The 24,389-nt window shown below is 63.8% G+C and carries 18 protein-coding genes; 7 read left to right on the plus strand and 11 right to left on the minus strand.

Annotated features, from left to right (window positions below):
- Positions 1–2: 2 nt before the first annotated feature.
- The 4 genes from DM08_RS06915 (at position 3) to DM08_RS06930 (ending at position 2,479) form a co-directional block, all read left to right on the plus strand.
- Positions 3–863, plus strand: a complete 861-nt coding sequence (locus tag DM08_RS06915; protein ID WP_035383909.1) for a prepilin peptidase — start codon at positions 3–5, stop codon at positions 861–863.
- A complete protein-coding gene (gene coaE / locus DM08_RS06920; protein WP_035383910.1) occupies positions 860–1,468 on the plus strand; it encodes a dephospho-CoA kinase in 609 nt (202 codons plus the stop codon). Before DM08_RS06915 ends, coaE begins: the two co-directional genes overlap by 4 nt.
- A 61-nt stretch (positions 1,469–1,529) precedes the next feature.
- On the plus strand, positions 1,530–2,285 hold the full coding sequence (gene zapD, locus DM08_RS06925) for a cell division protein ZapD (RefSeq protein WP_035383911.1): 756 nt from the start codon (positions 1,530–1,532) through the stop codon (positions 2,283–2,285).
- A gap of 2 nt (positions 2,286–2,287) precedes the next feature.
- Positions 2,288–2,479 carry a DNA gyrase inhibitor YacG gene (locus tag DM08_RS06930; RefSeq protein WP_035383912.1) on the plus strand — a complete coding sequence of 64 codons (192 nt, stop codon included), beginning with the start codon at positions 2,288–2,290 and terminating at the stop codon, positions 2,477–2,479.
- Here DM08_RS06930 and DM08_RS06935 read toward each other — a convergent pair.
- The 8 genes from DM08_RS06935 to DM08_RS06970 form a co-directional block, all read right to left on the minus strand.
- Complete coding sequence (locus DM08_RS06935; RefSeq protein WP_035383913.1) at positions 2,449–3,438, minus strand: Nudix family hydrolase; 990 nt, start codon at positions 3,436–3,438, stop codon at positions 2,449–2,451. The two genes, DM08_RS06930 and DM08_RS06935, sit on opposite strands and share 31 nt — an antisense overlap.
- Before the next feature lie 46 nt (positions 3,439–3,484).
- Entirely contained in the window at positions 3,485–8,503 is a 5,019-nt protein-coding gene (locus tag DM08_RS12255) for a hybrid sensor histidine kinase/response regulator (RefSeq protein ID WP_051937895.1), read from the minus strand.
- Positions 8,504–8,519: 16 nt separating this feature from the next.
- Positions 8,520–10,541: a methyl-accepting chemotaxis protein gene (locus DM08_RS06945; RefSeq protein ID WP_051937897.1), complete on the minus strand. Its 2,022-nt coding sequence runs from the start codon at positions 10,539–10,541 to the stop codon at positions 8,520–8,522.
- 21 nt (positions 10,542–10,562) lie between these two features.
- Positions 10,563–11,060 carry a chemotaxis protein CheW gene (locus tag DM08_RS06950; protein ID WP_035383914.1) on the minus strand — a complete coding sequence of 166 codons (498 nt, stop codon included), beginning with the start codon at positions 11,058–11,060 and terminating at the stop codon, positions 10,563–10,565.
- A 4-nt stretch (positions 11,061–11,064) separates the two neighbouring features.
- A complete protein-coding gene (locus DM08_RS06955) occupies positions 11,065–11,430 on the minus strand; it encodes a response regulator transcription factor (RefSeq protein WP_035383915.1) in 366 nt (121 codons plus the stop codon).
- A gap of 14 nt (positions 11,431–11,444) precedes the next feature.
- Positions 11,445–11,849 carry a response regulator gene (locus DM08_RS06960; RefSeq protein WP_035383916.1) on the minus strand — a complete coding sequence of 135 codons (405 nt, stop codon included), beginning with the start codon at positions 11,847–11,849 and terminating at the stop codon, positions 11,445–11,447.
- A gap of 158 nt (positions 11,850–12,007) precedes the next feature.
- Positions 12,008–12,796 (minus strand): inositol monophosphatase family protein, encoded by a 789-nt coding sequence (locus tag DM08_RS06965; RefSeq protein ID WP_035383954.1) that lies wholly within the window; start codon positions 12,794–12,796, stop codon positions 12,008–12,010.
- A gap of 26 nt (positions 12,797–12,822) precedes the next feature.
- Positions 12,823–13,383: a thioredoxin family protein gene (locus DM08_RS06970; RefSeq protein ID WP_035383917.1), complete on the minus strand. Its 561-nt coding sequence runs from the start codon at positions 13,381–13,383 to the stop codon at positions 12,823–12,825.
- Between the two features lie 70 nt (positions 13,384–13,453).
- Here DM08_RS06970 and DM08_RS06975 point away from each other — a divergent pair, with 70 nt between their 5' ends.
- The 3 genes from DM08_RS06975 (at position 13,454) to DM08_RS06985 (ending at position 18,420) form a co-directional block, all read left to right on the plus strand.
- Positions 13,454–14,191, plus strand: coding sequence for a 16S rRNA (uracil(1498)-N(3))-methyltransferase (locus tag DM08_RS06975; RefSeq protein WP_035383918.1), 738 nt, complete (start codon positions 13,454–13,456; stop codon positions 14,189–14,191).
- A gap of 51 nt (positions 14,192–14,242) precedes the next feature.
- Positions 14,243–18,100, plus strand: coding sequence for an EAL domain-containing protein (locus DM08_RS12260; RefSeq protein WP_051937899.1), 3,858 nt, complete (start codon positions 14,243–14,245; stop codon positions 18,098–18,100).
- A gap of 113 nt (positions 18,101–18,213) precedes the next feature.
- Positions 18,214–18,420, plus strand: coding sequence for a hypothetical protein (locus DM08_RS06985; RefSeq protein WP_035383919.1), 207 nt, complete (start codon positions 18,214–18,216; stop codon positions 18,418–18,420).
- Positions 18,421–18,460: 40 nt separating this feature from the next.
- Here DM08_RS06985 and DM08_RS06990 read toward each other — a convergent pair whose 3' ends face one another.
- The 3 genes from DM08_RS06990 to DM08_RS07000 are packed head-to-tail and all read right to left on the minus strand — an operon-like array spanning position 18,461 to position 24,343.
- Positions 18,461–21,676 (minus strand): efflux RND transporter permease subunit, encoded by a 3,216-nt coding sequence (locus DM08_RS06990; protein ID WP_035383920.1) that lies wholly within the window; start codon positions 21,674–21,676, stop codon positions 18,461–18,463.
- Positions 21,666–23,096 carry an efflux RND transporter periplasmic adaptor subunit gene (locus DM08_RS06995; protein WP_051937901.1) on the minus strand — a complete coding sequence of 477 codons (1,431 nt, stop codon included), beginning with the start codon at positions 23,094–23,096 and terminating at the stop codon, positions 21,666–21,668. The genes DM08_RS06990 and DM08_RS06995 overlap by 11 nt, the downstream gene beginning before the upstream one ends.
- Positions 23,093–24,343 (minus strand): TolC family protein, encoded by a 1,251-nt coding sequence (locus DM08_RS07000; protein ID WP_035383921.1) that lies wholly within the window; start codon positions 24,341–24,343, stop codon positions 23,093–23,095. Before DM08_RS07000 ends, DM08_RS06995 begins: the two co-directional genes overlap by 4 nt.
- Positions 24,344–24,389 lie beyond the last annotated feature (46 nt).

Here is a 24,389-nt window from a genome sequence, read left to right on the forward strand (position 1 = left end):
CCATGCTGGAACTGTTGCAAGCCTCGCCCCCCGCGCTCATCACCGTTTGTGCCGTACTCGGACTGCTGGTCGGCAGCTTCCTGAACGTGGTCATCCACCGCTTCCCCAAGATGCTGGAACGGCAATGGCAGGCGCAATGCGCCGAGTTGCAAGGTGCAGAGGTCGCGGCAAGCGCGCCTTACAACCTGACCGTACCGCGTTCCGCCTGCCCGCAGTGTGGACATGCGATCAGCGCGATGGAAAACATCCCGGTACTCAGTTACCTGCTGTTGCGTGGCCGCTGTCGCGGCTGCGCTGCGCGCATCTCTTTGCGCTACCCCATGGTGGAACTGATCAGCGGCAGCTTGAGCGGCCTGGCCGCCTGGCACTTCGGCTACGGACTCGCCACCGTCGGTGCGCTGCTGCTCGTCTGGACCCTGCTGGCGCTGACCTTCATCGACTTCGACACCCAGTTGCTGCCGGATGACCTGACCTTGCCCTTGTTGTGGCTGGGACTGCTGTTCAACCTTGGCGGCACCTATGTCGCGCTGCCGGATGCCGTGATCGGTGCCATCGCTGGCTATCTCGCGCTGTGGTGCGTGTTCTGGGGATTCAAGCTGGCCACCGGCAAGGAAGGCATGGGCTATGGCGACTTCAAGTTGCTGGCCGCCGTCGGTGCCTGGCTGGGCTGGCAGATGCTGCCACTGGTGATCCTGCTGTCCTCGCTGGTCGGGGCGGTGGTCGGCATCGCGCTCATCATCGCAGCCCGGCATGGGCGCAACGTCCCCATCCCGTTCGGCCCCTATCTGGCGGGAGGGGCGTTGATCGCCCTGTTCGCCGGGCAAGAGCTCACCCAGAACTACCTGCAACTGGTCGCGCCATGAAGCTCCGGGTCGGCCTCACCGGCGGCATCGGCAGCGGCAAGAGCACCGTCGCAACACTGTTCGCCGAGCGCGGCGCAGCTATCGTTGACACCGATGTCATCTCGCATCGTTTGACCGGCGCAGGTGGTGAGGCCATTCCCGCCATCGCCGCCAGCTTCGGAACTGACAGCCTGAATCCGGATGGCTCGATGAACCGGAGCTGGATGCGTGCCCGTGTGTTCACCGACCCGACCGCAAAGCTAGTGCTTGAAGCCATCCTGCATCCCCTGATCCGCAACCAGGCCAAGGCCGAAGCCGCAACCAGCGACGCGCCGTATGTAATGCTGGTCGTCCCCTTGCTGTTCGAAACCAGCGGCTACCGCGACTGGCTGGACCGGGCCCTCGTCGTGGACTGTGCCGAAGATGCCCAACTGGCGCGCACCACCCGACGCAGCGGGCTGGATGAGGCAGCCGTGCGCGCCATCATGGCACAACAGATGATCCGGAAACAAAGACTGCGGCACGCCGATGACATCATCCACAACGATGGCGAACTGGCTGATTTGACAGCGCAAGTCGCGCAGCTACATCAACGCTATCTGACCCTGGCCGCAGGAAGCGATTGACGTATTTAACTTGTCCATATATCTTTCGGAAAAATATAAATAATCAGCGTCCCTACGACCTGTGATCAACTACGAATTCCCCCTCAACGAGCGCGTGCGCACCCTACTGCGATTAGAAGATCTCTATGCGCGGGCGGACTATTTCATCGCGCAGGATGACGGTCGGGACCATCACATCGCGCTCGGGCTGCTGTTCGAGATCATGGAAGTCGGCAGTCGCGCGGACCTCAAGTCCGACCTGTTGCAAGAACTGGAACGGCAAAAGAAGCTGCTGAGCGCCTTGCACAACAACCCCGAGATCTCCGAAGAGGCGCTCGATGCCGTGCTGAGCGAGATGGAGAACGCCAGCGCCGCCCTGTTGGCCAGTAGCGGCAAGATCGGACAGCACATCCGCGAGAACGAGTGGTTGATGGGCATCCGCCAGCGCGCGTGCATCCCGGGCGGCGTGTGTGAGTTCGACCTGCCCTCCTACCACTATTGGCAGCACCAACCCGCGCATGTCCGCCGCCAAGCCCTGACCGGCTGGCTGGAGCCGATGCTACCCATCCGCGAAGGCCTGAAGATCGTGTTGCGCTTACTGCGCGAGAGTGGCAAGTCCTACCATTTCACTGCCCATGCTGGCAGCTTCCAGCAGATGCAAGGGGGGCGCGTGGCGCAGTTGCTGCGCATGCGCCTGGACGAGTCACTGCCCTGCATCCCCGAGGTCAGCGCGAACAAATACGCGCTGAACATCCGCTTCCTCACGGCCGACTACGCGGCCAAGAGCATCCTGATCGACCAGGATGTCGAGTTCGATCTGGTCTTTTGCACGCTGTAAGCATGAACAAGCCGCCCGTCGTCAAGTGCCCGCATTGCGGCAAGGAGGTAGTGTGGGACACCGGGAACCGCTTCCGCCCATTCTGTAGCGACCGCTGCAAACTTATCGATCTGGGACAGTGGGCCAACGCAGGTTATCGCTTGCCCGACGACTCCGCGCCGGATCAGTTCGAAGAGACCTCCGGCCACGCCTGACGCAGCAACGCAATGCCGTGCGCCCCATGCAGGCGTGCGGTTTCCTCATCCTTGAGCGTCAACCCGCCCAGAGCGTAGATCGGGATGGAGCAATCCTGCGCCAAGGCCGCGAACCCGCCCCAGCCCAGATGCGCCGCGCCCGGATGAGACAACGTGGGCAGCACCGGACTGAGCAACGCGAAATCACACCCCAACGCTTCCGCGCGCCGTAACTCCTCCGCCGTATGGCAGGACGCGGCACACCATTCGACCCGAGGACGCTCGCTCAGCTGCGCCAGTTGCGCACCCGTCAGCTGCACCCCGTCCGCCCCCAATTCCTGCGCCAGAGCCACGTCGCCGTTGAGTAGCACCTTGGCACCGTGTGCATGTGCCAAGTCCAGCGTGCGTATCGCCAGCGCCCGCAATTCGGCGGGGGGCATATCCTTCTCGCGCAATTGCAGCAAGCGCAGCCCTTGGGCGAGCGCCCGCTGCAAGCGCCGCAGGAACTCATCGCCACCAAGTTCGCCCGCATTGCTGATCGCATACAGCGCGGGCAAGGACAGTGCGCGCAATACCGGCGCATTGGCCGGAAGCAAGGGCGCTACGCGCGCCTCAGCGCTGAATGCAGCGAGCGGCTGCCAAGCGAACTGCTGCCCCTCATGCGGATGCAACTCGCCCTGCCATGCGGTGACGCGAAAGAAATTGAGGCGAACGGTGGCGTGGGGATAGGTGAACTGGCGCACCAGCCAGGGCGTGGCACGCTGTACCGCGATGCCCAGCTCTTCGTGCAACTCACGCACCAAGGCCGCATGCGCGGTCTCGCCCGGCTCGACCTTGCCGCCCGGAAACTCCCAGTGACCTGCCCAGATCTTGTCGGCGGGACGTTGCGCCAGCAGGAACTCGTCGCCGCTCGCCGAACTACGGATCAGCACGGCGGCGGCCACTTCGACTATTTTGGGGAAAGACACGGGCTCAGTCATGGCCAGACAGGCACTCCCGAAGCGGGCAGGCTTGACGACGCATCGGTCAAATCGCTCTGGCCGCCATGTACTTCGCCACCAGCTGCAACAGCTCCTCTTCCTGGAACGGCTTGCCTAGATACTCGTTCACACCCAGCAGCAGCGCATGTTCGCGGTGTTTCTCCGCCGTCCGCGAGGTGATCATGATGATAGGCAGGCTCTGCGTCGCGGCATCGCGGCGTAGCTGTTTGGTCAGCTCGAAGCCGTCCATGCGCGGCATCTCGATATCCAGCAACATCACGGCAGGCATCACGCCGGCAAGCTGCTCCAGCGCATCCACACCGTCTTTGGCGGTGATCACCTGATAACCGGCACGGTTCAGCAGACGGCTGGTGATCTTGCGCACAGTGAGCGAATCATCGACCACCATCACCAGCGGCTGCACGCGCTGCGGCTCGGCCACGGTCTTGGCGGATCGACGCGCGGGGGCGGCGATGCGCTGCGCCAATTGCGGCGGATTGAGGATCAGCGCGACCTGGCCGTTACCCAGCACCGTTGCACCGGCGATGCCGCGCATCCGCGCCAACTGCGGGCCGATGTTCTTGACCACGACTTCGTGGTTGCCCGCCATCTCATCCACATGCAACGCAATGCGCAAGTCACCGCTGCGCAACAACAGCACCGGGCTGTGCGAACGCGCCTCGGCGACATGATCGACATCGCCCAGCAAATGCGGCAGATAAGCGAGCGGGTAGGTCCGCCCCTGCCAGGTCACGCTGTGCTGCTGATACAACTTGGCCAGATCGGCGGCACGGTATTGCTGCACCTGTTCCACCATGGTGGACGGGATGGCGAATGACACGTCACCGGAGCGCACCATCAAGGTCTGCATCACCGCCAGCGTCAGCGGCAGGTGAATGACAAAGCTGGTGCCCTTGCCCATCTCGGTGCTGACGCTGATCAGCCCGCCCAGCGACGAGATCTCGCTGCGTACCACGTCCATCCCCACACCGCGACCGGCGACTTCGGTCACCACCTCGGCGGTGGTCAAGCCCGAGGTGAAGATGAGCTGGATGATCTGCTCATCGGAGACTTCCTCGTCGGCCTGCAACAAGCCCAGCTCGACACCCTTGGCGCGCAATTTTTCCAGATCCAGCCCGGCACCGTCATCGCTGAACTCGAACACGATTTCATTGTTTTCCTGGCGCAGCGACAGCTTCACGTCACCGATCGGCGGTTTGCCGCGCTCGGCACGCACTGCGGGCGACTCCAGACCGTGCACCAGCGCATTACGCAACAAGTGCTCGAACGGCGCCGTCATCTTCTCCAGCATGGAACGATCCAGCTCCAGCTCGGTTCCGCGCAATTCCAGGTTGGCCTTCTTGTCCAGCTCTTTACCCGTCTGCCGCACGATGCGGTACAGACGCTCGGAGATGCTGGCGAACGGCACCATGCGGATCGCCATCAAGCCCTGCTGCAACTCGCGCGACAAGTGCGACTGTGCCGATAGCGCGCCCGCAGTCTCATCCAGGTTCTTGAGCAAGTTCTGTTGCACCGTCTGCACGTCATGCACCGATTCGTTCATGAACCGGGTCAGCTCCTGCAAGCGGGTGAATCGGTCGAATTCGAGCGGGTCGAATTTCTCGGCCATGTCCTGCGACAGCGACAAGCGCGCCTGCATCTGGCTTTCCGCCTGGATCTCGATCTCGCGCAGTTGAGCGCGCAGACGGCTGACCGAGTCGGTCAGTTCCAACAGGCCGTTCTTGAAGGCGCGCATCTCGGTTTCGATGTGCGAACGGGTCACGCCGATCTCACCTGCCTCGTTCACCAAACGGTCCACCACGTCCGAGCGCACGCGCAGCACGTTGGACAAGACGGCGCGCTCCGCACCGATCTCCAGCTGCTGCGGCTGCGCCGACTGGGCCGCAGCGGTCTCAGCCGCCGCAGTCGTTTCATGGAACTCGCCCCGACGCAACTGTTCCAGCAACACGCCGAGATAATCGAAGTGGGCATCCAGCTGATCCCAGAATGCCGCCTGCTGCAACTCCGGCTCCGCATAATGGATCACCGAATCCTCCATGCGGTGGGTCAACTCCCCGGCACGCATCGCACCGGCCATGCGCGCACCGCCTTTGAGGGTATGCAAGGTACGGCGCAAATTGTGCGCCAGCGCGACATCTGCGGGGTGCTCACGCCAGGCGCGCAAACCTTGCCCGATCTGCGGATACAGGTCGTTCGACTCTTCCAGGAACAGCGGCAGCAGTTGCTCGTCCACGTCATCGCGGATGTCGTGCACGATGGTGTCCCCACTGAGCATCGTACGCGCCGTCTCGACAGGCCGGACAAGCGGCTCCGCCACTACGGCGGGCAGAACCGGGGCCGCCTGAGATTCGACAGGCTCGGGAGCTGCCTCGATCCCGGCCACGACTGATGCGTCGCTACCCTCTTCTGCTACGCTGACCGGCAAGGGCTCAGCCTGCAATGCCGCGACCAGCTCGGGACGCGCCTCCGGTTCGCGCTTGCGGCATATCGTCTGGATCATCCCGTCCAGGGTGTCCACGCAAACGCCCAGCAAGTCGAGTTGCCCCGCACGCAAGGCTAGCGGGGTGTCGATGCGCTGCTGTAGCCACAATTCCAGCGCCGAAGCCAACTCGGCCACTGCCGCGAAACCCAGTGTGCGATTGATGCCTGCCAGCGTATGGGCGGCACGCATGAAATCGAAATGGACCACCGCAGGCACAGACTCGCGCAACTGCGCCAGATGATCGCGCAACGCGCCGATATGCTGTATCGCCTCGACGGTAGCGATATCGAACAGGGTAGGCGATATGGAGACGGAGCCGATCACTACCTCGGTCACCGGTTCCTCGACGGTGACCGGCTCGGTCTCCTCGGCGACTACCGGCGGATGCGTCTCCTCTATCGGAGCATCGATTCTGCTCGCTGCCGCCGCCAACTCCGAGCCATCCACCACCGCGTCACCATGCCGCCCCAGCTCATCTACCCAATGCTTGAATGCGGCCTCGGCATGGCCAAGATAGGCCAGCAAGCCCGGCGTGGCAGGTTTCTCGTCCTGCAACCAGCGGTTCATCACCTGCTCCACAGCCCAGGCGACCTCGCCCAAATCCTTGAGCCCGACCATACGGCCACTGCCCTTGAGGGTGTGGAAGCTGCGACGGATGGTCACCAACGGCTCGCGACTCTCGCTGTGCAGGAAACTGGTCCCAAGATGATCGGCGATCGTGGCCAATACCTCGCGCGCCTCTTCCAGGAAGATATCGAGCAACTCCTTGCTCTCCGCCGCCTGTGCCACGGCATCCGAGCGCGCGTTCGGCCTGGCCCACTCCTGCGTGACCACGACCGATGGCGTGGCAGGGGGAGAAGCATCCTGCACCGCTGGCTCACCCGGTTGCGATTCGACCAGGCCAGCAAGGACGGCATCCGTAAGCTGATCGTCGTCGCGCCGACCATCCAGCAGGCTCTGCACCACACTCTGCAACGCACTCAGCGCCAACGCGCAGGCTTGCAGTTGCTCGTCGGCAGGTGTCGTACCCTCGCGGGCGGCGACAGCGAGGGTGTCGCGCAAACTGTCCAGCACCCGGGTGGCGCGCGGCAGGGAAAGCATGTGCAAGCCGCCATGGACCTGCGCCAACCAGTGGTCGATCTGAGCCAATTCCGAGCGGCCTGATGGATCGTCGAAGAAGCTGTTCAGTGCCTGTTCGACCAGTTGCAAATTGCCCAGCATCTCGCTGGCCAAAGGCTGTATGGCGCTGCGCTCCTCGACCAGAGCTTGATGTTCGACGATGCTGGCCAGATCGGCATCGTCGGTAGGTTCATTGCGCAGACCAGCCTGAATGCGCTGGATCAGCGCGCGTGATTGCTCCCTGAAGCCGGGATCGAGGTTGGCATAGTGCTCAATGCCGCCGTGCAGCAACAATAGCGCCATCGCCATATCCAGAGCGACATGCTGCAACCTCGCGGGCTCCGCACTGACGGTGGTCGACCAGATCTGCTCGCACAGGAAGTGCAGCGCATCCTGCTGCAGTTGCGCCGACAGATCGCTGAGTCGCGAAGTATGTCCGGCAAAATCGCCACAGGCGGCCCCATCCCCCTGGACACAGTGCTCCCAATCCGCCTCGGCCAACTTGAACGCTGCGCGCATCTCGTCCAGCAACCGCAAGTCATCGTCGCTCGCTTCATCGAGCGAAACCTCCGCCTCGGGCAGGAAGCGATCCAGCGCGAATGCCTGCTTGAGCGCAGCGACGGTCTCGGTCACCTCATGGCTGCGCGCAAGCAGATAGAGCATCTCGGACAGCAAGGTGCGCTCTTCCGTGACCACGCCTTCGATCAGGGCCTTCATCTGCAGATCCAGACGTCCCAACTGGCGCTTGGGATTCAACTCCGGGGGGATACCTTCCAGCAGCAGCGCATCCAGCAGACCTTCTGCGACCCACCAGATCTGTCGTCCCTCGTGCGGAGCGCTGTTCAACACCTGACGCACCGCATGACGCATGGTCTCCAGCGCCAGCAGAGGCTGATCCTGGCGCAACCACTTCAACAAGGCGTGCTGGTATTTGCCACGGGCCGCCCGCACGACCTCGGGCAGGGCAGCTGCCACCGGCGTGACCGACAAGGCCTCAGGCAGCGGCACCTTCAAATCGGGGAAGAACAGTTCGGCTTCGGAGGCCGTCTCCAGCCCACGCGCCTGACGCATCTCCTGAAAACGCTGGAACAAGCGCACAGCGGCATTGTCGGCACCGTTCAACAGTCCATTCAGATAGCGGGAAATGGCCGTCAATGCGCGCCGCACCACATCCCGTTGAGCCTCCTGAGCCGGCACGCCACCGGCGATGATCTCGGACAGCAAACGTTCCAACTCGCTGCTGTAGACCGCCAGGCCTTCCAGCGCGAACATGCGCATCACTCCGTTGATACGACGTAATTCGGCCACAGCCTGCTGCAAGGGCTGGAGATCGTCTTCGGGGGCGGCGAAGAATTGCTCCACACCCGCGCTGACCGCACTGAGCGCGGCATCCAGGCTGGGCTTGATCGCCTGGAGCGGCAAGGGATTGGCGTTCTCTGACAAGGATGGATACCAGTAATTACAGGCGGAAACCAGCCACCGAGCCTCTCAGGTCGGATGCCAGGGTGGCCAACTGGCCCACTTGTGCAGCCGTGGTCTCCGTACCTTCCGTGGTCTGGCCGGTGATCTGCAGGATATCGGTCATCGCCGCCGCCACTTCCTGCACCATGTCGGTCTGCACCTGGGTAGACACCGAGATCGAGCTCACCAGGTCGGTCAACTCCTGCGTCGCGGCTTCAATCTCCTTCAGCACCTTACCGGCCTCATCGGACAGTTTGGCACCTTCCACCACACCCTGCGTGCTCTTTTCCATAGCGGCCACAGCCTCTTGGGTATCGCCCTGAATGGTCTTCACGATCACACCGATCTGTTTCGTCGCGTCTGCCGAACGTTCCGCCAGACGCTGCACTTCTTCCGCCACCACCGAGAAGCCTCGGCCCGCTTCACCGGCAGAGGCCGCCTGAATGGCCGCGTTCAGCGCCAGCACGTTGGTTTGTTCGGTAATGTCCGAGATCAGGTCCACGATTTCACCGATCTGTTGCGAGCTTTCGCCCAGTCGCTTGATTCGCTTCGAAGTCTCCTGGATCTGGTCGCGGATGGCATCCATACCGGCGATGGAGTTCTGCACCGCCTGCGAACCTTGCGTCGTCACATCCAGCGTACGACGCGCCACATCCGCCGACTGCGCCGCCGAGGAGTCCACCTCCTGAATCGACTTGGTGATCAGCTCCACCGCTTCACCGGCCATCTGAATCTCGTCCGATTGCTTCTTCGCCGCATCCAGCAGCCGACGGGTGACCGGCTCGGCTTCCTGCGTCGCGTGTGCCACCTGCTCCGCAGTGTCGGTGATCCGCTGCACCAATTGCCGCAACTCGTCCACGGTATAGTTCACCGTATCAGCGATCGCGCCGGTGATGTCCTCGGTGACCGACGCATGGATGGTCAAGTCACCGTCCGCCAAGTCGCTCAACTCGTTCATCAAGCGCAACACCGCGTTCTGGTTACGTTTGTTGGAGGCTTCCGCTTCCGCCGCACGACGACGGGAGTCATCCAGATAGACCTTACCCAGCAACAGCAGCGTGACGACCAGCGCAACGGCGGACAGCGCCAGCAAGTAGGTGGTGACCCGCCCCGACAAGCCGCTCTGATAAGCATCATCCAGCTCGGTCGCCTGCTCCAGCAACTTATCCGATTCGCTCACCAGCGAACGACCGGAAGTCTTGGAAAGTTCCAGCGCCTGCGCCTGACTCACCAGCGCTTCCACCGACACCTGATAGGTTCCGAACAAATCTCGCACCTTCTCGGTCAGCGGGTTGACGGGGAAGGCCGCGACCAAGTCCTCCGCCTCGATGGTGTCAATACCCAACTGGGCCACCATTTCGGTGGTCACGTCCGGTGCCTGCAATGCCGCCGCACCCTTGGCCACCCGCTCGGTCAGAATCGTGAAGCGCACCGCCCTGTCCTTGTTGCCCCCATCGGCGCGGGACACCAGTTGCTCGACCGCATCACGCATCGCGGGAGATTCCTCGTCCAACTGGGACACGGCGCGACCCACCGTCACCAGACCGGCACGACCATCCAGCAGCGCCTGCGCATCGACCAGCGTCTTCTTGCCGGTGACCAGCAAGGCATCCAGCGGCGCACGCGCGGCACCAGAGGTGGCCGGCAAGCCTTCGCCGCCCTTGTCCAGCAAATCCAGAGTGGCGGCAAACTGGTCACGCGCCACCGTCAAACCGTCGAAACCATCCACATTACCCGACAAAGCCAGTTCGGCCTGGTTCGCAAGGCGCTGCGACAACATCAGCAACTTACCGGAGCCTTCGATGTAGCGCGCGCCGTGGGTAGCGGCACGGTTATCCAGATAGACCATCAACAGGGTAAGTGCCAGCACCCACAACAGCGCCGAGCCCAGCAGACGCAACTGACGGGCGGCGGGCAGGTGGCCGATGAGCGGCACCTGGAAATCACCGAACAGCCCTGCCGCTTGGCCCGCACCACGTTTGAGTAACTCTGAGCCTGCGCTGGGTAATTTGATCGCCATGATGTTTTCTCCGACTGAATGCTAGTTTTCGATCTGTAAAAAATCCGACCGACCGAGCAGCGCGGCCATGTCCAGCTTGCGCCAGACCTGCCCCTGCTCGTCGGTGAAACTGACCTGCCCATCCTGCTCGACGCGCCGCCATTGATGCGAGTTGCGCAAGCCCATCACGCGCGAGACCACCAGTGCGGTGCTGTAACCGTAACGCGCCGCCACCAGCAGAGCACGGCTGTTCCCCTCACGCGCCGTCTCGTTCTGTTGCAGGAAATCGTCCATATCCACCAGACTGTAGAGATTGCCGCGCACGTTGGCCACCCCCCAGAACCAGCGCTTGGTCAGCGGCACTTCGGTGAAGGCCGGCACCGGCAATACCTCGCTGATGTCCGACATCTCCACCAGCCAGTGCCATTCGCCTATCTGCACGCCCAGCGTGCTCGCCCGCTCACCCGACTGGCCGATGGCCTGCAGGCGGTCGATCAAGCCTTGCTGGAACTCCCGCAGACTGAGACGTTTGGCTGCCATAGACTCAGCCCAACGAAGCGATCTTGCTCATCAGGTCGACACCACTGACCGGCTTGACCAGATAGTCCTTCGCTCCTTGGCGCAGCCCCCAGATCTTGTCGGTCTCCTGCCCCTTGGTGGTGCAGATGATGACCGGAATATGCTGGGTATCGGCATCGTGAGTGATCGCACGCGTGGCCTGAAAGCCGTTCTTGCCGGGCATCACCACATCCATCAGGATAAGGTCGGGCCGTTCGGATTTGGCCTTGAGGATGCCGGAATCGCCATCCTCCGCGAAGATGACCTCGAAGCCTTGCTTGGTCAGCAGCTCACCGAGAAAATGGCGCTCGGTAGCAGAATCGTCCACGACCAGAACTTTTTTGATTGCCATAAGTTGTGTCTTTCCTAAGTTGCGTCAATGACAGGTTGCGTATGATGGACCACAGCCTCGATCAGCGTCTCCTTGCTGAAGGGCTTGATCAGATAAAGGTCGGCACCGACCAGCTTGCCGCGAGCGCGATCGAACAGGCTGTCCTTGCTGGTCAGCATGACGACCGGTGTCTTCTTGAACTGGGGGTGGCTTTTGATCAGGGCACAGGTCTGGTAACCATCCAGGCGGGGCATCATCACGTCGACGAAGATGATGTCGGGCTTGCTGTCCACCACCTTGGCCAGACCATCGAAACCATCCTCGGCCAAAACGACCTTACCGCCCGCCCGGGTGAGAAATATCTCGCCACTGCGACGGATCGTGTTGCTGTCGTCGATCAGCACCACACAGACACCAGACAGGGGCGACTTATCGCTCACGTACCGTTCTCCCAGACAGGATTATCCCCGATAGCAAATTGACCCAGGCCCAACGGCCTCAGGGCGCAGACAATAACTGAATTCGACTGGCTTGTGAACCGTTTTGACATCCCCCGGAAGCCGCTCGGAACTGGGGGCCACGGCACGGCAGCCATCGCTCATTCGCGCTGCCCACGGACCCAGGCCTTCCACTCCTCGAACAACCCCGCATCGAGCGCGGCGACCGCCGATCGCTCCCACACCCCGCCCTGAAAGAAGTCATCCTGCTCCAGACAAGCGGCGTGGCCACCGGCTTCGCGCAGGATCAGCGATCCCGCCGCGTAATCCCACAATTTCTGACCACCATGAAGATAGGCATCGAACCGGCCTGCGGCGGTATAACACCAATCCAGAGTACATGCGCCGAAGTTGCGCTGCGAGCTGAACGGTGGCTGCATGGCGACCTGTCCGGCCAGACGCGGATCCAGTCGCTTCAAGTCGATGTTGACCAACGCCGCCGACAAGCTGTGCGCCGTGGTGCGACTTTGCAGGCGCTCGCCATTGAGAAAGGCCCCCTTGCCCAGTTCCGCCGCGAACGCCTCTTCGCCGACCGGATCATAGACCACGCCCAGCACGCTCTTGCCGTTGCGGATCAGCGCCACCGAGACCGCGAAATAGGGCAGGCCGCGCACAAAGTTGGACGTACCGTCGATGGGGTCGATACACCACAACCCGCCCTCCAGTCCTTGTGCCCACAGCGCCTCCTGTTCGGCGCGCTCCATCTCTTCGCCCACGACCGGCACATTGAGGATGGCTTGCAGCTTGCGCGTCAACGCTTCCTGCGAGGCCAGATCGGCCTCGGTACACAGGCTGCCGTCGGCCTTGCGCTGGTGCGTCACTCGCTTGTAGCGCGGCATGATCTCTTCGGAAGCGACCAACTTCACGGCAGCGATCACCGCCTTCAGCATGGCACTCATGCCGGATGGGGTACGCGTCATACTGCGTCTTCTCTCCACTTGATCGAGCAGCCCATGCTGGCCAGCTGCTCGCTTGGGCCTTGCCCGGTCCTGGCGACCTGGAGCATGGCCTCGAACAGGTCACGCTGGGCATCGGGCGCAGCTTCCTTGCGCGAAGCATCCAGCCGGCCGCGATACTGCAACTCCAGCTTGGCATTGAAGCCGAAGAAATCCGGAGTACACACCGCGCCGTAATCCTTGGCGATCTGCTGGGTCTCGTCGATGACGTAAGGGAATGGATAAGCGTACTGCTCTGCCACCAGTTTCATGTTGTCGAAGCTGTCTTCCGCATAGTCAGCGGGGTCGTTGGACATGATGGCGATGCTGTTGATGCCGTGCTGCTGCAACTCGCGGGTATCGCGGATGATACGGTCGCGGATGGACTTGACGTAGGGGCAGTGATTGCAGATGAACATCACCAGCAGGCCGTTCGGGCCGCGCGCCGATTCCAGAGTGTGATATCGACCATCGACACCCGGCAATTTGAACTCGCGCGCCTTCCAGCCGAAGTCGCACAACGGGGGCTGCAAACTGACCATATTCCAACTCCTGACAATGAATCCGTGGCCGGTATATTATCACGCTCACCCGTTTCCACCAGCCACCGCCATGCCCCGTTTCTACTGTCCTCCCCCTTTGCCGCATGCCGACCACTGTGAACTTCCGCCCGAGGCCGCCCACCACGCCAGCCGCGTGTTGCGCCTGCGGGCAGGCGATGCCGTGCAGCTCTTCGATGGTGAAGGTGCTGCGCTCGATGCCCGCATTCGCGAGATCGTCGGCAAGCACGTCTGGCTGGAAGGTCTGCGCCCGCTGCCGCCCGAGGCCTCGCCGCCACTGCACATCATCCTGGCTCAAGCCATGTCCGGCAGCGACAAGATGGACTGGGTGGTGCAAAAGGCCACCGAACTCGGTGCAGCCGAGATCCAGCCGGTACAAACCCAGCGCAGCGTGGCCAAACTCAGCAGTGAACGTGCCGAAAAGCGAGGCGAACACTGGCGCGGGGTCACACTGGCCGCCTGCGAGCAATGCGGCCGCAACACGCTGCCGCTGCTACACCCGCCGCAGGAACTCAGCCAGTGGCTGGCGCAACTGCCGCCGCCCGCCGCCGATGAGCGGCGGTTCATCCTGCTGCCGGATGGCGCGACCATGCTAGCTGCCCAGCCCCGCCCACAAGGCCGCGCCACCCTGCTGATCGGCCCGGAAGGCGGCTTCACGCCCGAGGAGGCACAGATGGCCCGCGCTGTCGGCTTCACCCCCATCCTGCTCGGCCCGCGCGTACTGCGCACCGAGACCGCCGCCATCGCCGCCATCGCCGCCTTGCAAATCCTGTGGGGCGACTTAAACTAGCCGGGGGAGTGACGGAGCGGTTGGCCCAGCGCGCCTCTTGAAAGGGATTCAATGCCATCAAAACTGATCTTGGCCATGGAGCGCAACCGGGGCTGGCGGCTCATCGCGATCGTGAGTCTCGCCATCGTGCTGGCGGTGGAAGTGATCGTCACGGCGATGGACATCCTGCTCACCGGCAGTGTCACACCGGACTATCTGCTTACCGGCTTGGTCGCAGCCTGCATCGTTGCGCCGCTCAGCTTGTCCTTTGTGGAACATGTGCTCAACGCCTTGGCGCAAAGCCAGCGTACCGCCCTAGAGTCGCATACCCGCTTCGCCGAGACCCGGCTGGAAATGGCCAGCGAAGCAGCACAGATGGTGTTCTGGGAGCTGGATTTCAGCACCGGCGAACTCCGCTATGACGACGATAAACTGTCCTGTCTCAACGCTGCCCGGTACGATGATGGCCACTCCATCGACGGCTGGCTGAGACACATCCACCCGGATGACCACGCCGGGTTCATGCAAGCGTTCCAGCGTACCCTCCAGGCACAGGATGTCGAGTTCAACTACGAGTACCGTCTGGAAAGCATCACGGGTGACTGGACATGGGTACAGTCCCGGGGACGCGTCGTGCAACGCACCGCCGCTGGCGAGCCGCTGCTGGCAGCGGGTGGCAGCCTGAACATCCAGTCGCGCAAAACGACGGAATCCGCCCTCCTCGAAGTCAGGGAGCGACTGCAAAGCATCTTCAACGACAACCCCTACCTGATGCTCATCAGCCGAGTTGCGGATGGCGTGATTACCGAGGTGAACGATACGTTCGTGCGCTACTCCGGCTACAGCCGGGCCGAGGCGATCGGCAACACCACGCTCGGCCTCGGCTTGTGGACACACGCCGAAGACCGTCAGCGCATGACTGAGGCGCTATCGCGCCAGGGCTATTGCAACAATCTCGAAACCGAGTTCATCGTCAAGGATGGCAGCCGTATCATCGGGGCACTGGAAGCGGTCATCACCCACCTGAACGGCGTGCCGCACATCCTGGCCACTGTACGCGACACCTCAGCACGCAAGCATGCCGAGGACCGACTGCAGCAAAGTGAAGCGCTGTTGCGCACCACGCTGGAATCCACCGACGAGGGCATCCTGATGATAGGACAGGACGGGCGCATCCTGTCCTTCAACGCCCGCTTCCTGGAGTTGTGGCATATCCCGCAGGAATTGGCGGACAGCGGGAACGATGAGCTCCTGATCGCCCATGTCCTTGACCAACTGGTCGATCCCGCTGCCTTCGTCAGTCTGGTACAAAAGCTCTATGCCAGTGACGACGAAGCACGCGACACCCTGTATTTCAAGGATCAGCGTGTGTTCGCCCGCTTCACCCGCGCCCTGGCCCTGAGCCACGAAAATGGCCGTATCTGGTGCTTCAAGGACATCACCGCCACCGCCCGCATCCAGCAGCAACTGCGTGAGGCGAACGACAATCTGGAAATGACGCTGAAGGCCATCCCGGACCTGCTGTTCGAGATCAGCCGTGAGGGCGAATATCTGAACATCTTCGCCAACGACGAGACGCTTCTGGCTGCACAAAGAGCCGACTTGCTCGGACATACCGTGCAAGAGATGCTGCCGCCACCGGCAGCGGAAACCGTCATGGCAGCCATCCGTGCGGCGGAGACGCACGGCTACTCTCACGGTCAGATCATCCTGCTGGACCTTCCGTCCGGGCCGAGTTGGTTCGAACTCTCTACCGCCGTCAAACCACTGCCCGATGGGACGAACCACTTCATCATGCTGTCGCGCGACATCAGTGCGCGCAAGCAAGCCGAGAACGCGTTACGCGCCAGTGAGAAACATGCGCAGAGTCTGTCCACGCTGCTGCGGCTGGTTGGCGACAATGTGCCGGACATGATCTGGGCGAAGGATCTAGACAAGCGCTTCATGTTCGCCAACAAGGCAATCTGTGAACAATTGCTGAGCGCGTCGGACACCGAAGAACCGCTGGGCAAGGACGATATGTTCTTCGCCCAACGCGAGCGGAGCCGCCACCCGGACAACCCGCAGTGGCACACCTTCGGCGAGCTGTGCCAGGACAGCGACATGCTCACCCTGCAGCGCGGCACTGCCTCGCGTTTCGATGAATACGGCAACGTCCAGGGGAAGTTCCTGTTCCTCGATGTACACAAAGCTCCTCTGGTCAACGAATTGGGCGAGGTGATCGGCGTGGTCGGATCGGCCCGTGATGTCACAGCGCAGAAAGAAATCGAAGAGCGGCTGCGCCTGGCCTCTCTGGTGCTGCAAAACAGTAGCGAGGCGTTGTTGATCACGGATGCCGACAACCGCATCGTCGACATCAACCCGGCCTTTACCCATCTAACGGGCTACACGCGGGACGAAGTCATCGGCAAGAATCCCTCCATCCTGCAATCCGGCAAGCAGTCTGCTGCCTTCTATCGCGAGATGTGGCAGCAGATCGACGAGACGGGCCGCTGGCAGGGCGAGATTTGGAACCGGCGCAAGGATGGCGAGATCTACGCCGAGTGGCTCACCATCAACACATTGCACCACGCCGATGGCTCCGTACACCGCCACGTCGCCCTGTTCTCCGACATCACCGAAAAGAAGCGGAACGAGGAGCTGATCTGGACGCATGCCAATTTCGACCAGTTGACCCAGCTGCCCAACCGCCGCATGTTCTACGACAGGCTGAGCCAGGACATGAAGAAGGCGCACCGCACCCACCAGCGCCTGGCCCTGCTGTATCTCGACCTCGACCGCTTCAAGGAGATCAACGACACGTTGGGCCATGACTTCGGCGATGCCTTGCTGATCGCGGCAGCACACCGCATCGCTTCCTGCGTGCGGGAGTCCGACACCGTCTCCAGACTGGGCGGCGACGAATTCACCATCATCCTCGACGGGCTGGAAGACCCCGGTTGCGTCGAACGCATCGCCGATGCCATCCTGCAGAAACTGGCCGAACCGTTCACCCTGGGCGACGAAGTCTCCTACGTCTCGGCCAGCCTCGGCATCACCCTGTATCCAGACGATGCCGCCAATCAGGAGGAGTTGCTGCGCAACGCCGACCAGGCCATGTACGTAGCCAAAAACGCCGGACGCAATTGCTTCCGCTACTTCACCAGCACGATGCAGGAATCGGCCCAGTATCGACTGCACCTCCTGAACGACCTGCGAGGCGCCCTGACCGAGCAGCAATTCCATCTGTACTACCAGCCCATCGTCGAAATGCAGACCGGCAGGATCCATAAGGCCGAGGCCCTGCTGCGCTGGTTCCACCCCAAACGCGGACTCATCGGCCCGGCGGAATTCATCCCGTTGGCGGAAGAGTCCGGGCTCATCATCGAGATCGGCGACTGGGTGCTTTCCCAAGCGACCCGGCAGGCACAGATCTGGCGCGACCGCTTCGGTGCCGACTTCCAGATCACCATCAACCGTTCGCCACTCCAGATCCAGTCCAAACCGGACCGACAGCGCTGGCAGGAACAATTGCAGACGGCAGGGTTGTCCGGGCAGAACATCGTGATCGAGATCACCGAAGGTCTGCTGCTCGACACTTCGATCCAGGTCGCCTCCGAGTTGCTGGCCTTCCGTGATGCGGGCATCCAGGTGGCCATCGACGATTTCGGCACCGGCTACTCGTCCTTGTCCTACCTGAAGAAACTCCACATCGACTACATCAAGATCGACCAATCCTTCGTCTGCAACTTGGCTGCCGGCCCCAATGACATCGCACTGGCCGAAGCCATCGTGGTGATGGCCCACAAGCTCGGGCTGAAGGTGGTGGCGGAAGGCGTGGAGACCACCGAGCAACGGGATCTGCTGCTCGGCATGGGCTGCGACTATGCCCAAGGCTATCTGTATGCCAGGCCTGTTCCTGCCGCAGAGTTCGAGCAGCTGATGGGCTGAGCTCAGCCAAGCCCGACCGATGGATGTCCGGGCGATCTTCTGCCCTAAAGAAAAACCGGCGCTGGCCGACATAACAGGGGCAGTAGATCGACATGCAAGAAGGAGGAACCATCATGGCTATCAGTTCAGTGACATCCGGCTACAACAACATCGTCGCCGATGCCCAGGCACAAGCCCAGGCCCCGCGCGTGCGCGAAATGGAGAACGACCGCGACTCGGACGACAAACGCAGTCAGGCTGCGGCTCCACCACCGCCGCCTCAGCCCACCGTCAACACTCTGGGACAGACTGTCGGCAGCATCATCAACGTTCAAGCGTGACCGTCGGTCTCCCCGCAGGCTCCCCGCGCGGGAGCCTGTTTCATTCCGGGCGCGGGCAATGCTTGCCGCGCAGCGCAACATAGATCACCGGGATCACCAGCAGCGTCAGCACGGTTGAGGTCACCATGCCGCCCACCATGGGCGCGGCGATGCGGCGCATCACTTCGGAACCGGTGCCGCTGCTCCACAGGATGGGCAGCAACCCGGCCATGATGGCGGTGACGGTCATCATCTTTGGCCGCACCCGCTCCACCGCGCCTTCCATCACGGCGGCGTAGAGGTCGGTCACACAAGGCGACACGCCCGCCGCCGCGCGTTCGGCCTGCACCCGCTGCCAGGCCTGCTCCAGATAAATCAGCATCACCACGCCGGTCTCCGCCGCCACCCCGGCCAGGGCGATGAAACCCACCGCCACGGCGACGGAGAGGTTGTAGCCCAGCAGCCACAGCAGCCACACCCCGCCGACCAGCGCGAACGGCACCGACAGCATGACGATCAGCGCGTCGGAAACGCGGCGGAAGTTGAGGTAGAGCAGCACGAAGATGATGAACAGCGTCAGCGGGATGACGATCTTCATCCGCGCCGCCGCGCGCTCCATGTACTCGAACTGACCGCTCCAGCTCGCGTAATAGCCGGGCGGGAACTTCACCTCGGCCGCCACCGCCGCCTGCGCCCGTTTCACATAGCCGCCAAGGTCGCTGTCGCGGGTGTCCACGTAAATGTAGGCGGCCAGTTGCGCGTTCTCGGTGCGGATGGACGGCGCGCCACGCGCGATCTCCACCCGCGCCAGCTGGCCCAACGGGATCTGCGCGCCCTGCGACGTGGCGACCAGCACTTCGGCGGCGATACGCTGCGGCGTATCGCGCAGTTCGCGCGGGTAGCGCACGGTCACGCCGTAGCGCTCGCGTCCTTCCACCGTGGTGGTCACGGTCTCTCCGCCCAGCGCGCTGGCGATCACGTCCATCACCTCGCCCACGGCCAGCCCGTAGCGCGCCAGCGCCGCCCGGTCCGGCTCGATGTTGAGGTAATAACCGCCGGTCAGCCGCTCGGCGTAAGCGCTGGCGGTGCCCGGCGCCTTGCGCACCGCCACCTCGACCTGCCGCGCGACCCGCTCCAGCTCGGTCAGATCACGGCCATACACCTTGATGCCGACCGGGGTGCGGATGCCGGTGGCCAGCATGTCCAGCCGCGCCTTGATCGGCATGGTCCAGGCATTGGCCACGCCGGGGAACTGCAAGGCAGCATCCAGCTCGGCCACCAGCTTGTCGGTGGTCATGCCGGGCCGCCATTCCGCTTCCGGCTTGAGGTTGATGACGGTCTCGAACATCTCCAGCGGCGCGGGATCGGTGGCCGTCTGCGCCCGACCAGCCTTGCCGAACACCGAGGCCACCTCGGGGAAGGATTTGATGATGCGGTCCTGCGTCTGCAACAACTGGCGCGCCTGCGTGACCGACATCCCCGGCAGCGAGGCGGGCATGTACAGCAGCGTGCCCTCGTTCAGCGTCGGCATGAACTCGCTGCCCAGCTTGCTCCAGGGATACCAGGTCGCCGCCATCAGCAGCCCCGCGCCCAGCAGCAGCGCGCCTTTGCCTTGCAACGCCGACTCCAGCAGCGGGCGATAAACGCGGATCAGCGCGCGATTCAGCGGATTTTCCGCCTCGGAACGGATGCGCCCCCGGATGAACAGCAGCATCAGCACCGGCACCAGCGTCACCGACAGCAAGGCCGCCGCCGCCATGGCGAAGGTCTTGGTGAACGCCAACGGCGCGAACATGCGCCCCTCCTGCGCCTCCAGCGTGAACACCGGCAGGAACGAGACGGTGATGATGAGCAACGAAAAGAACAGCGCCGGGCCGACTTCGCGGGCGGCGGCGAGGATGGCGGCAGCGCGCGCATCCTTGCCTTGCTCCCCTCCCCCACTTGTGGGGGAGGGGCTGGGGGAGAGGGCATTCACAGCCCCTCTCCCTAACCCTCTCCCGCCAGCGGGAGAGGGGATATGCTCCAACCTCTCCAGATGCTTGTGCGCGTTCTCCACCATCACGATCGCCGCGTCCACCATCGCGCCGATGGCGATGGCGATGCCGCCCAGGCTCATGATGTTGGCATTGATACCCAGCGCGCGCATGGCGATGAAGGCGAGCAGCAGGCCGACCGGCAGCATCAGGATGGCGACCAGCGCGCTGCGGGCGTGCATCAAAAACACCAGACACACCAACGCCACGATCAGCCCTTCTTCCAGCAGCGTGTGCTTCAGCGTGGCGATGGCGCGCTCTATCAGCTCGGAGCGGTCGTACACCGCCCGGATGCTCACGCCGTCTGGCAGCCCGGTGGCGATCTCGGCCAGCCGCTGCTTGACGTTGGCGATGACGCTGAGCGCGTTCTCGCCGTAGCGCGCCAGCGCGATGCCGGACACCGCTTCGCCTTCGCCATCCAGCTCGGCCAGCCCGCGCCGCTCGTCCGGCACCCGCTCCACCCGCGCGATGTCGCGCAGCAGCACCGGCGTGCCGCCCTCGCTCTTCACCACCAGCGTTTCAAGATCCGCCACGCTGCGCAGGTAACCGCGCCCGCGCACCATGTATTCGGTCTCGGTCATCTCCAGCGTGCGCCCGCCCACGTCACGGTTGGAGTCGCGCACCACCTGCGCCACGCGCGCCAGCGGAATGCCATAGGCGCGCAGTTTGAGCGGATCGACCGTCACCTGGTATTGCTGCACATAGCCGCCCAGGGACGCGACCTCGGCCACGCCCTGCGCCTTGGTCAACGGATAGCGCAGCGTCCAGTCCTGCAAACTGCGCAGCTCGGCCAGCGTCTTGTTCTTCGCCTGCACCACATATTGGTACACCCAGCCCACCCCGGTCGCGTCCGGCCCCAGCGCAGGCGTGACCCCGCGCGGCAAACGCCCCGCCGCCTGATTCAGATATTCCAGCACCCGCGAGCGCGCCCAATAGATGTCGGTGCCGTCCTCGAAGATCACATACACGAAGGACGCGCCGAAGAACGAGAAGCCGCGCACCACCTTCGACTTCGGCACCGCCAGCAGCGCCGTGGTGAGCGGATACGTCACCTGATCCTCCACCACCTGCGGCGCTTGGCCGGGATAGTCGGTATAGACGATCACCTGCGCGTCGGAAAGATCGGGCAAGGCATCCAGCGGCGTCTTGACCACGGCGTAACTCCCCGCCAGCACGATGGCCAAGGTGGCCAGCAGGATCAGCAAAGGGTTGCGGGCTGACCAGGTTATGAGCTTAGTGAGCATGTTGGTGCTCCGCATGGACGTGGCGCACGGCTGCAGGCGCTGTCGGAGTGGAATGCTGTTGCGCCGTGCCCCTCTCCCCTACCCCCTCTCCCGCCTGCGGGAGAGGGGAATACTGTTGCGCGCCTGTTTCAACCTGCTGCACCAACTCCCCTCCCCCATTCATAGGGCTGCGGATGGGCAACTGTGCAGCAGTTGGGAGCCCACCGGCGTCGCCCTCGCGGGGGGAGAAGGTCGTATTCCCCAGCGCCGCGCGCAGGCTGCTCTCCGCGTCCAGCAGGAAGTTCGCCTGCGTCACCACCTGTTCGCCTTCGCCCACGCCTTCCAGCACTTCGACATAGTCGCCGTCGCGCCGACCGAGCCTGAGTGCGCGCGGTTCGAAGCGGCCTTGCGCCACTTGCACCAGCGCCAGTTGGCGCACGCCGCTGTCCAGCACCGCCGACAGCGGAATCGTCAGCACAGGTGCAGCATGGCCGGTGGCGAACTCGACCTGGGCGTACATCGCCGGGCGCAGTCTGCCCTGCGGGTTGGGCAGTTCGACGCGCACTTGCACGGTACGGGTCTGCGGATCGAGTACCGGGGCGATGAAGCCGACCTTGCCGGAATAGGTCTCGCCGGGGTAGGCATCCAGCGTCACCCGCGCCGACTGGCCGACGCGCAGCACGCCCTGGTCCTGCTCGGCCACCTGGGCCTGCACCCAGACACGCGACAGGTCGGCGATGCGGAACAGCACGTCGCCGGGGGCGAAGCGCGCACCCTGCACGGCGGCCTTTTCCAGCACCACGCCGTCGGCGGGCGCACGCAGTTGCAAGGTAGCCATGCCGTGCGCCAGATGCGCCAGGTCTTCATCGCCGAGCTCCCAGTTGCGCAGGCGCTGGCGCGTGCTCTGCGCCAGCTCGGTCAGGCCGGATGCCTGCGCCAGCTGGTATTCGCGCAGCGCGCTCTCCAGTTCCGGGCTGTACACCTCCAGCAGCGGCTGACCACGCCGCACCGGCTGCCCGGTGGCGCTGGCATGCAACTGGCGCACCCAGCCGCCGAAGCGCGGGGCGACCAGTCGCTGACTGCGCTCGTCCGGCTGGATCACCGCCGTGCTGCGCAGACTGCCGGACAGGGCGCGCCGCGCGACAGCTTCGGTCACCACGCCCAGCTTCTGCACCTGGGCCGGACTCAGCACCACCGTGCCGGGCGTTACCGCCTCGTCGGCGTACACCGGCACGTAATCCATGCCCATGCTGTCCACCTTGGGCACCGGCGAGGTGTCGGGCAAACCCATGGGATTGCGGTAATAGAGCACCTTGCGCACAGCGGGAGGCGCGCTGCTGGCGGCGACTTGAGGCTCAGCGTGTTGCTTGCCCCAGTGATACCCGGCTGCGCCAGTGAGGGCGGCGACAGCCAGTAGCAGGATCAGGTTGGCGGGTTTCATGGTTCTCCTCCGATCAGTCGTTCGATCTCGGCCAGATGCAGTTGTTGAGCGACTTCGGCATCGAGCTCGTCCAGCCGTGCCTTTTGCAGCTGGCGGCGCGCATCCAGCAGGGTGGTGAAATCCACCGCCCCGCTGCGGTTGCCGGCCAGTGCGCCGTTGAACGCCAGTTCGGCCAACGGCAGCACCCGTTCACGGGTGAGCTGCTGACGGGCGCGGGCGGCTTCCAGCGCGGCAAGGTGTTCGCGCAACTCGCCCAGCAGCCGGGTCTCGGCGGCCTGCTGGCGCGCGCGGCTGGCTGCCAGCATCTCGTCCGCCTCGTGCTGGTGGGCATGGTGGCTGGCGCGCTGCAGCGGCAGGGTGAACTCCAGCATCGCATCCCAGCTGTTGAAGCGGCTGCCGCGTTGCACCGGCGCGATGCCGAGGATGAAGTCCGGATTGAGGTTGCGTTGCGCCAGCTCGGCGTTGCCGCGCGCCAGTTCGGTCTGCGCCGCCTGTCCGGCCAGTTGCGGACTGCTCGCGCGCAGCCGCAGCCCCAGCGCAGCCTCGTCCAGACGGATGGCCGCAGGCACGGCGGGCAAGGCTTGCGGGGCTTCCAGCGCAGCTTGGGCGGGACGGTTCAGCAAGGCGTTGAGGCGCGCCTGCATCTGGGCGAAGTCGCCTTCCTGTTGCAGCCGCTCACTCTGCTGGGCGGCCTGCTCCAGCTGGGCGCGGACCAGCTCCTGCTGGCTCGCCGCGCCCGTCTCGTAACGGGTCTGCGCCAGCCGGGCGGCGCTGGCGGTGAAGGCGGACAACGCCTCGTTCAAGGCCAGCGCGCGGTGCGATTGGTAATAGCGCGCGAACTCCAGCCGCAAGCGGGCGCGCAGTTCGGCACCAACTACGCGCTGTTGCGCCTCGGCCAGCGCCGCCCCCGCCTGTGCCACCTGCCGCTGCGCAGCGCGCTTGCCCCAACCGGGCACCGGCTGCAACACGGTGTACTTGGTCGCGTCCGCGCCTGCCGGGTCGAACGGCACAGCGCTGCGGTTGACCCCGGCCCATTCGATACGCAGGCTGGGATCAGGCAGCGCCCCTGCCGCTTGCGCCTGCTGTGCCGCGCCCGCCGCTTCGTAACGCACGGCGGCCAGCTCTGCGCTGTCCTGTTCCAGCCAGTTGATCAGGCCGGGCAGGTTCGCGCCCGGCACGGCCTCGGCCCAGCCGGTCACAGGCGCCAGCAACAGCGCCGATAAAAACAAGGTGATTCGTCTTCCCATGATGTGTCTCCCAGTGATGCCACGCCTTGCGGCGACAGAAGATAGG

It is taken from the genome of Ferriphaselus sp. R-1 (genome assembly GCF_000746095.1).
Classification (GTDB): domain Bacteria; phylum Pseudomonadota; class Gammaproteobacteria; order Burkholderiales; family Gallionellaceae; genus Ferriphaselus.

Bases quoted from the DNA above. Each gene is read 5' to 3' on its own strand.
- DM08_RS06970 (WP_035383917.1), bottom strand. From the start codon at position 13,383: ATGGTCAGTTTGCAGCCCCCGTTGTGCGACTTCGGCTGGAAGGCGCGC.
- DM08_RS06990 (WP_035383920.1), bottom strand. From the start codon at position 21,676: ATGCTCACTAAGCTCATAACCTGGTCAGCCCGCAACCCTTTGCTGATC.
- DM08_RS06915 (WP_035383909.1), top strand. From the start codon at position 3: ATGCTGGAACTGTTGCAAGCCTCGCCCCCCGCGCTCATCACCGTTTGT.
- DM08_RS06950 (WP_035383914.1), bottom strand. From the start codon at position 11,060: ATGGCAGCCAAACGTCTCAGTCTGCGGGAGTTCCAGCAAGGCTTGATC.
- DM08_RS06975 (WP_035383918.1), top strand. From the start codon at position 13,454: ATGCCCCGTTTCTACTGTCCTCCCCCTTTGCCGCATGCCGACCACTGT.
- DM08_RS06985 (WP_035383919.1), top strand. From the start codon at position 18,214: ATGGCTATCAGTTCAGTGACATCCGGCTACAACAACATCGTCGCCGAT.
- DM08_RS06965 (WP_035383954.1), bottom strand. From the start codon at position 12,796: ATGCTGAAGGCGGTGATCGCTGCCGTGAAGTTGGTCGCTTCCGAAGAG.
- DM08_RS06995 (WP_051937901.1), bottom strand. From the start codon at position 23,096: ATGAAACCCGCCAACCTGATCCTGCTACTGGCTGTCGCCGCCCTCACT.
- DM08_RS06935 (WP_035383913.1), bottom strand. From the start codon at position 3,438: ATGACTGAGCCCGTGTCTTTCCCCAAAATAGTCGAAGTGGCCGCCGCC.
- DM08_RS06930 (WP_035383912.1), top strand. From the start codon at position 2,288: ATGAACAAGCCGCCCGTCGTCAAGTGCCCGCATTGCGGCAAGGAGGTA.
- coaE (WP_035383910.1), top strand. From the start codon at position 860: ATGAAGCTCCGGGTCGGCCTCACCGGCGGCATCGGCAGCGGCAAGAGC.
- DM08_RS07000 (WP_035383921.1), bottom strand. From the start codon at position 24,343: ATGGGAAGACGAATCACCTTGTTTTTATCGGCGCTGTTGCTGGCGCCT.
- DM08_RS12260 (WP_051937899.1), top strand. From the start codon at position 14,243: ATGCCATCAAAACTGATCTTGGCCATGGAGCGCAACCGGGGCTGGCGG.
- DM08_RS06955 (WP_035383915.1), bottom strand. From the start codon at position 11,430: ATGGCAATCAAAAAAGTTCTGGTCGTGGACGATTCTGCTACCGAGCGC.
- DM08_RS06945 (WP_051937897.1), bottom strand. From the start codon at position 10,541: ATGGCGATCAAATTACCCAGCGCAGGCTCAGAGTTACTCAAACGTGGT.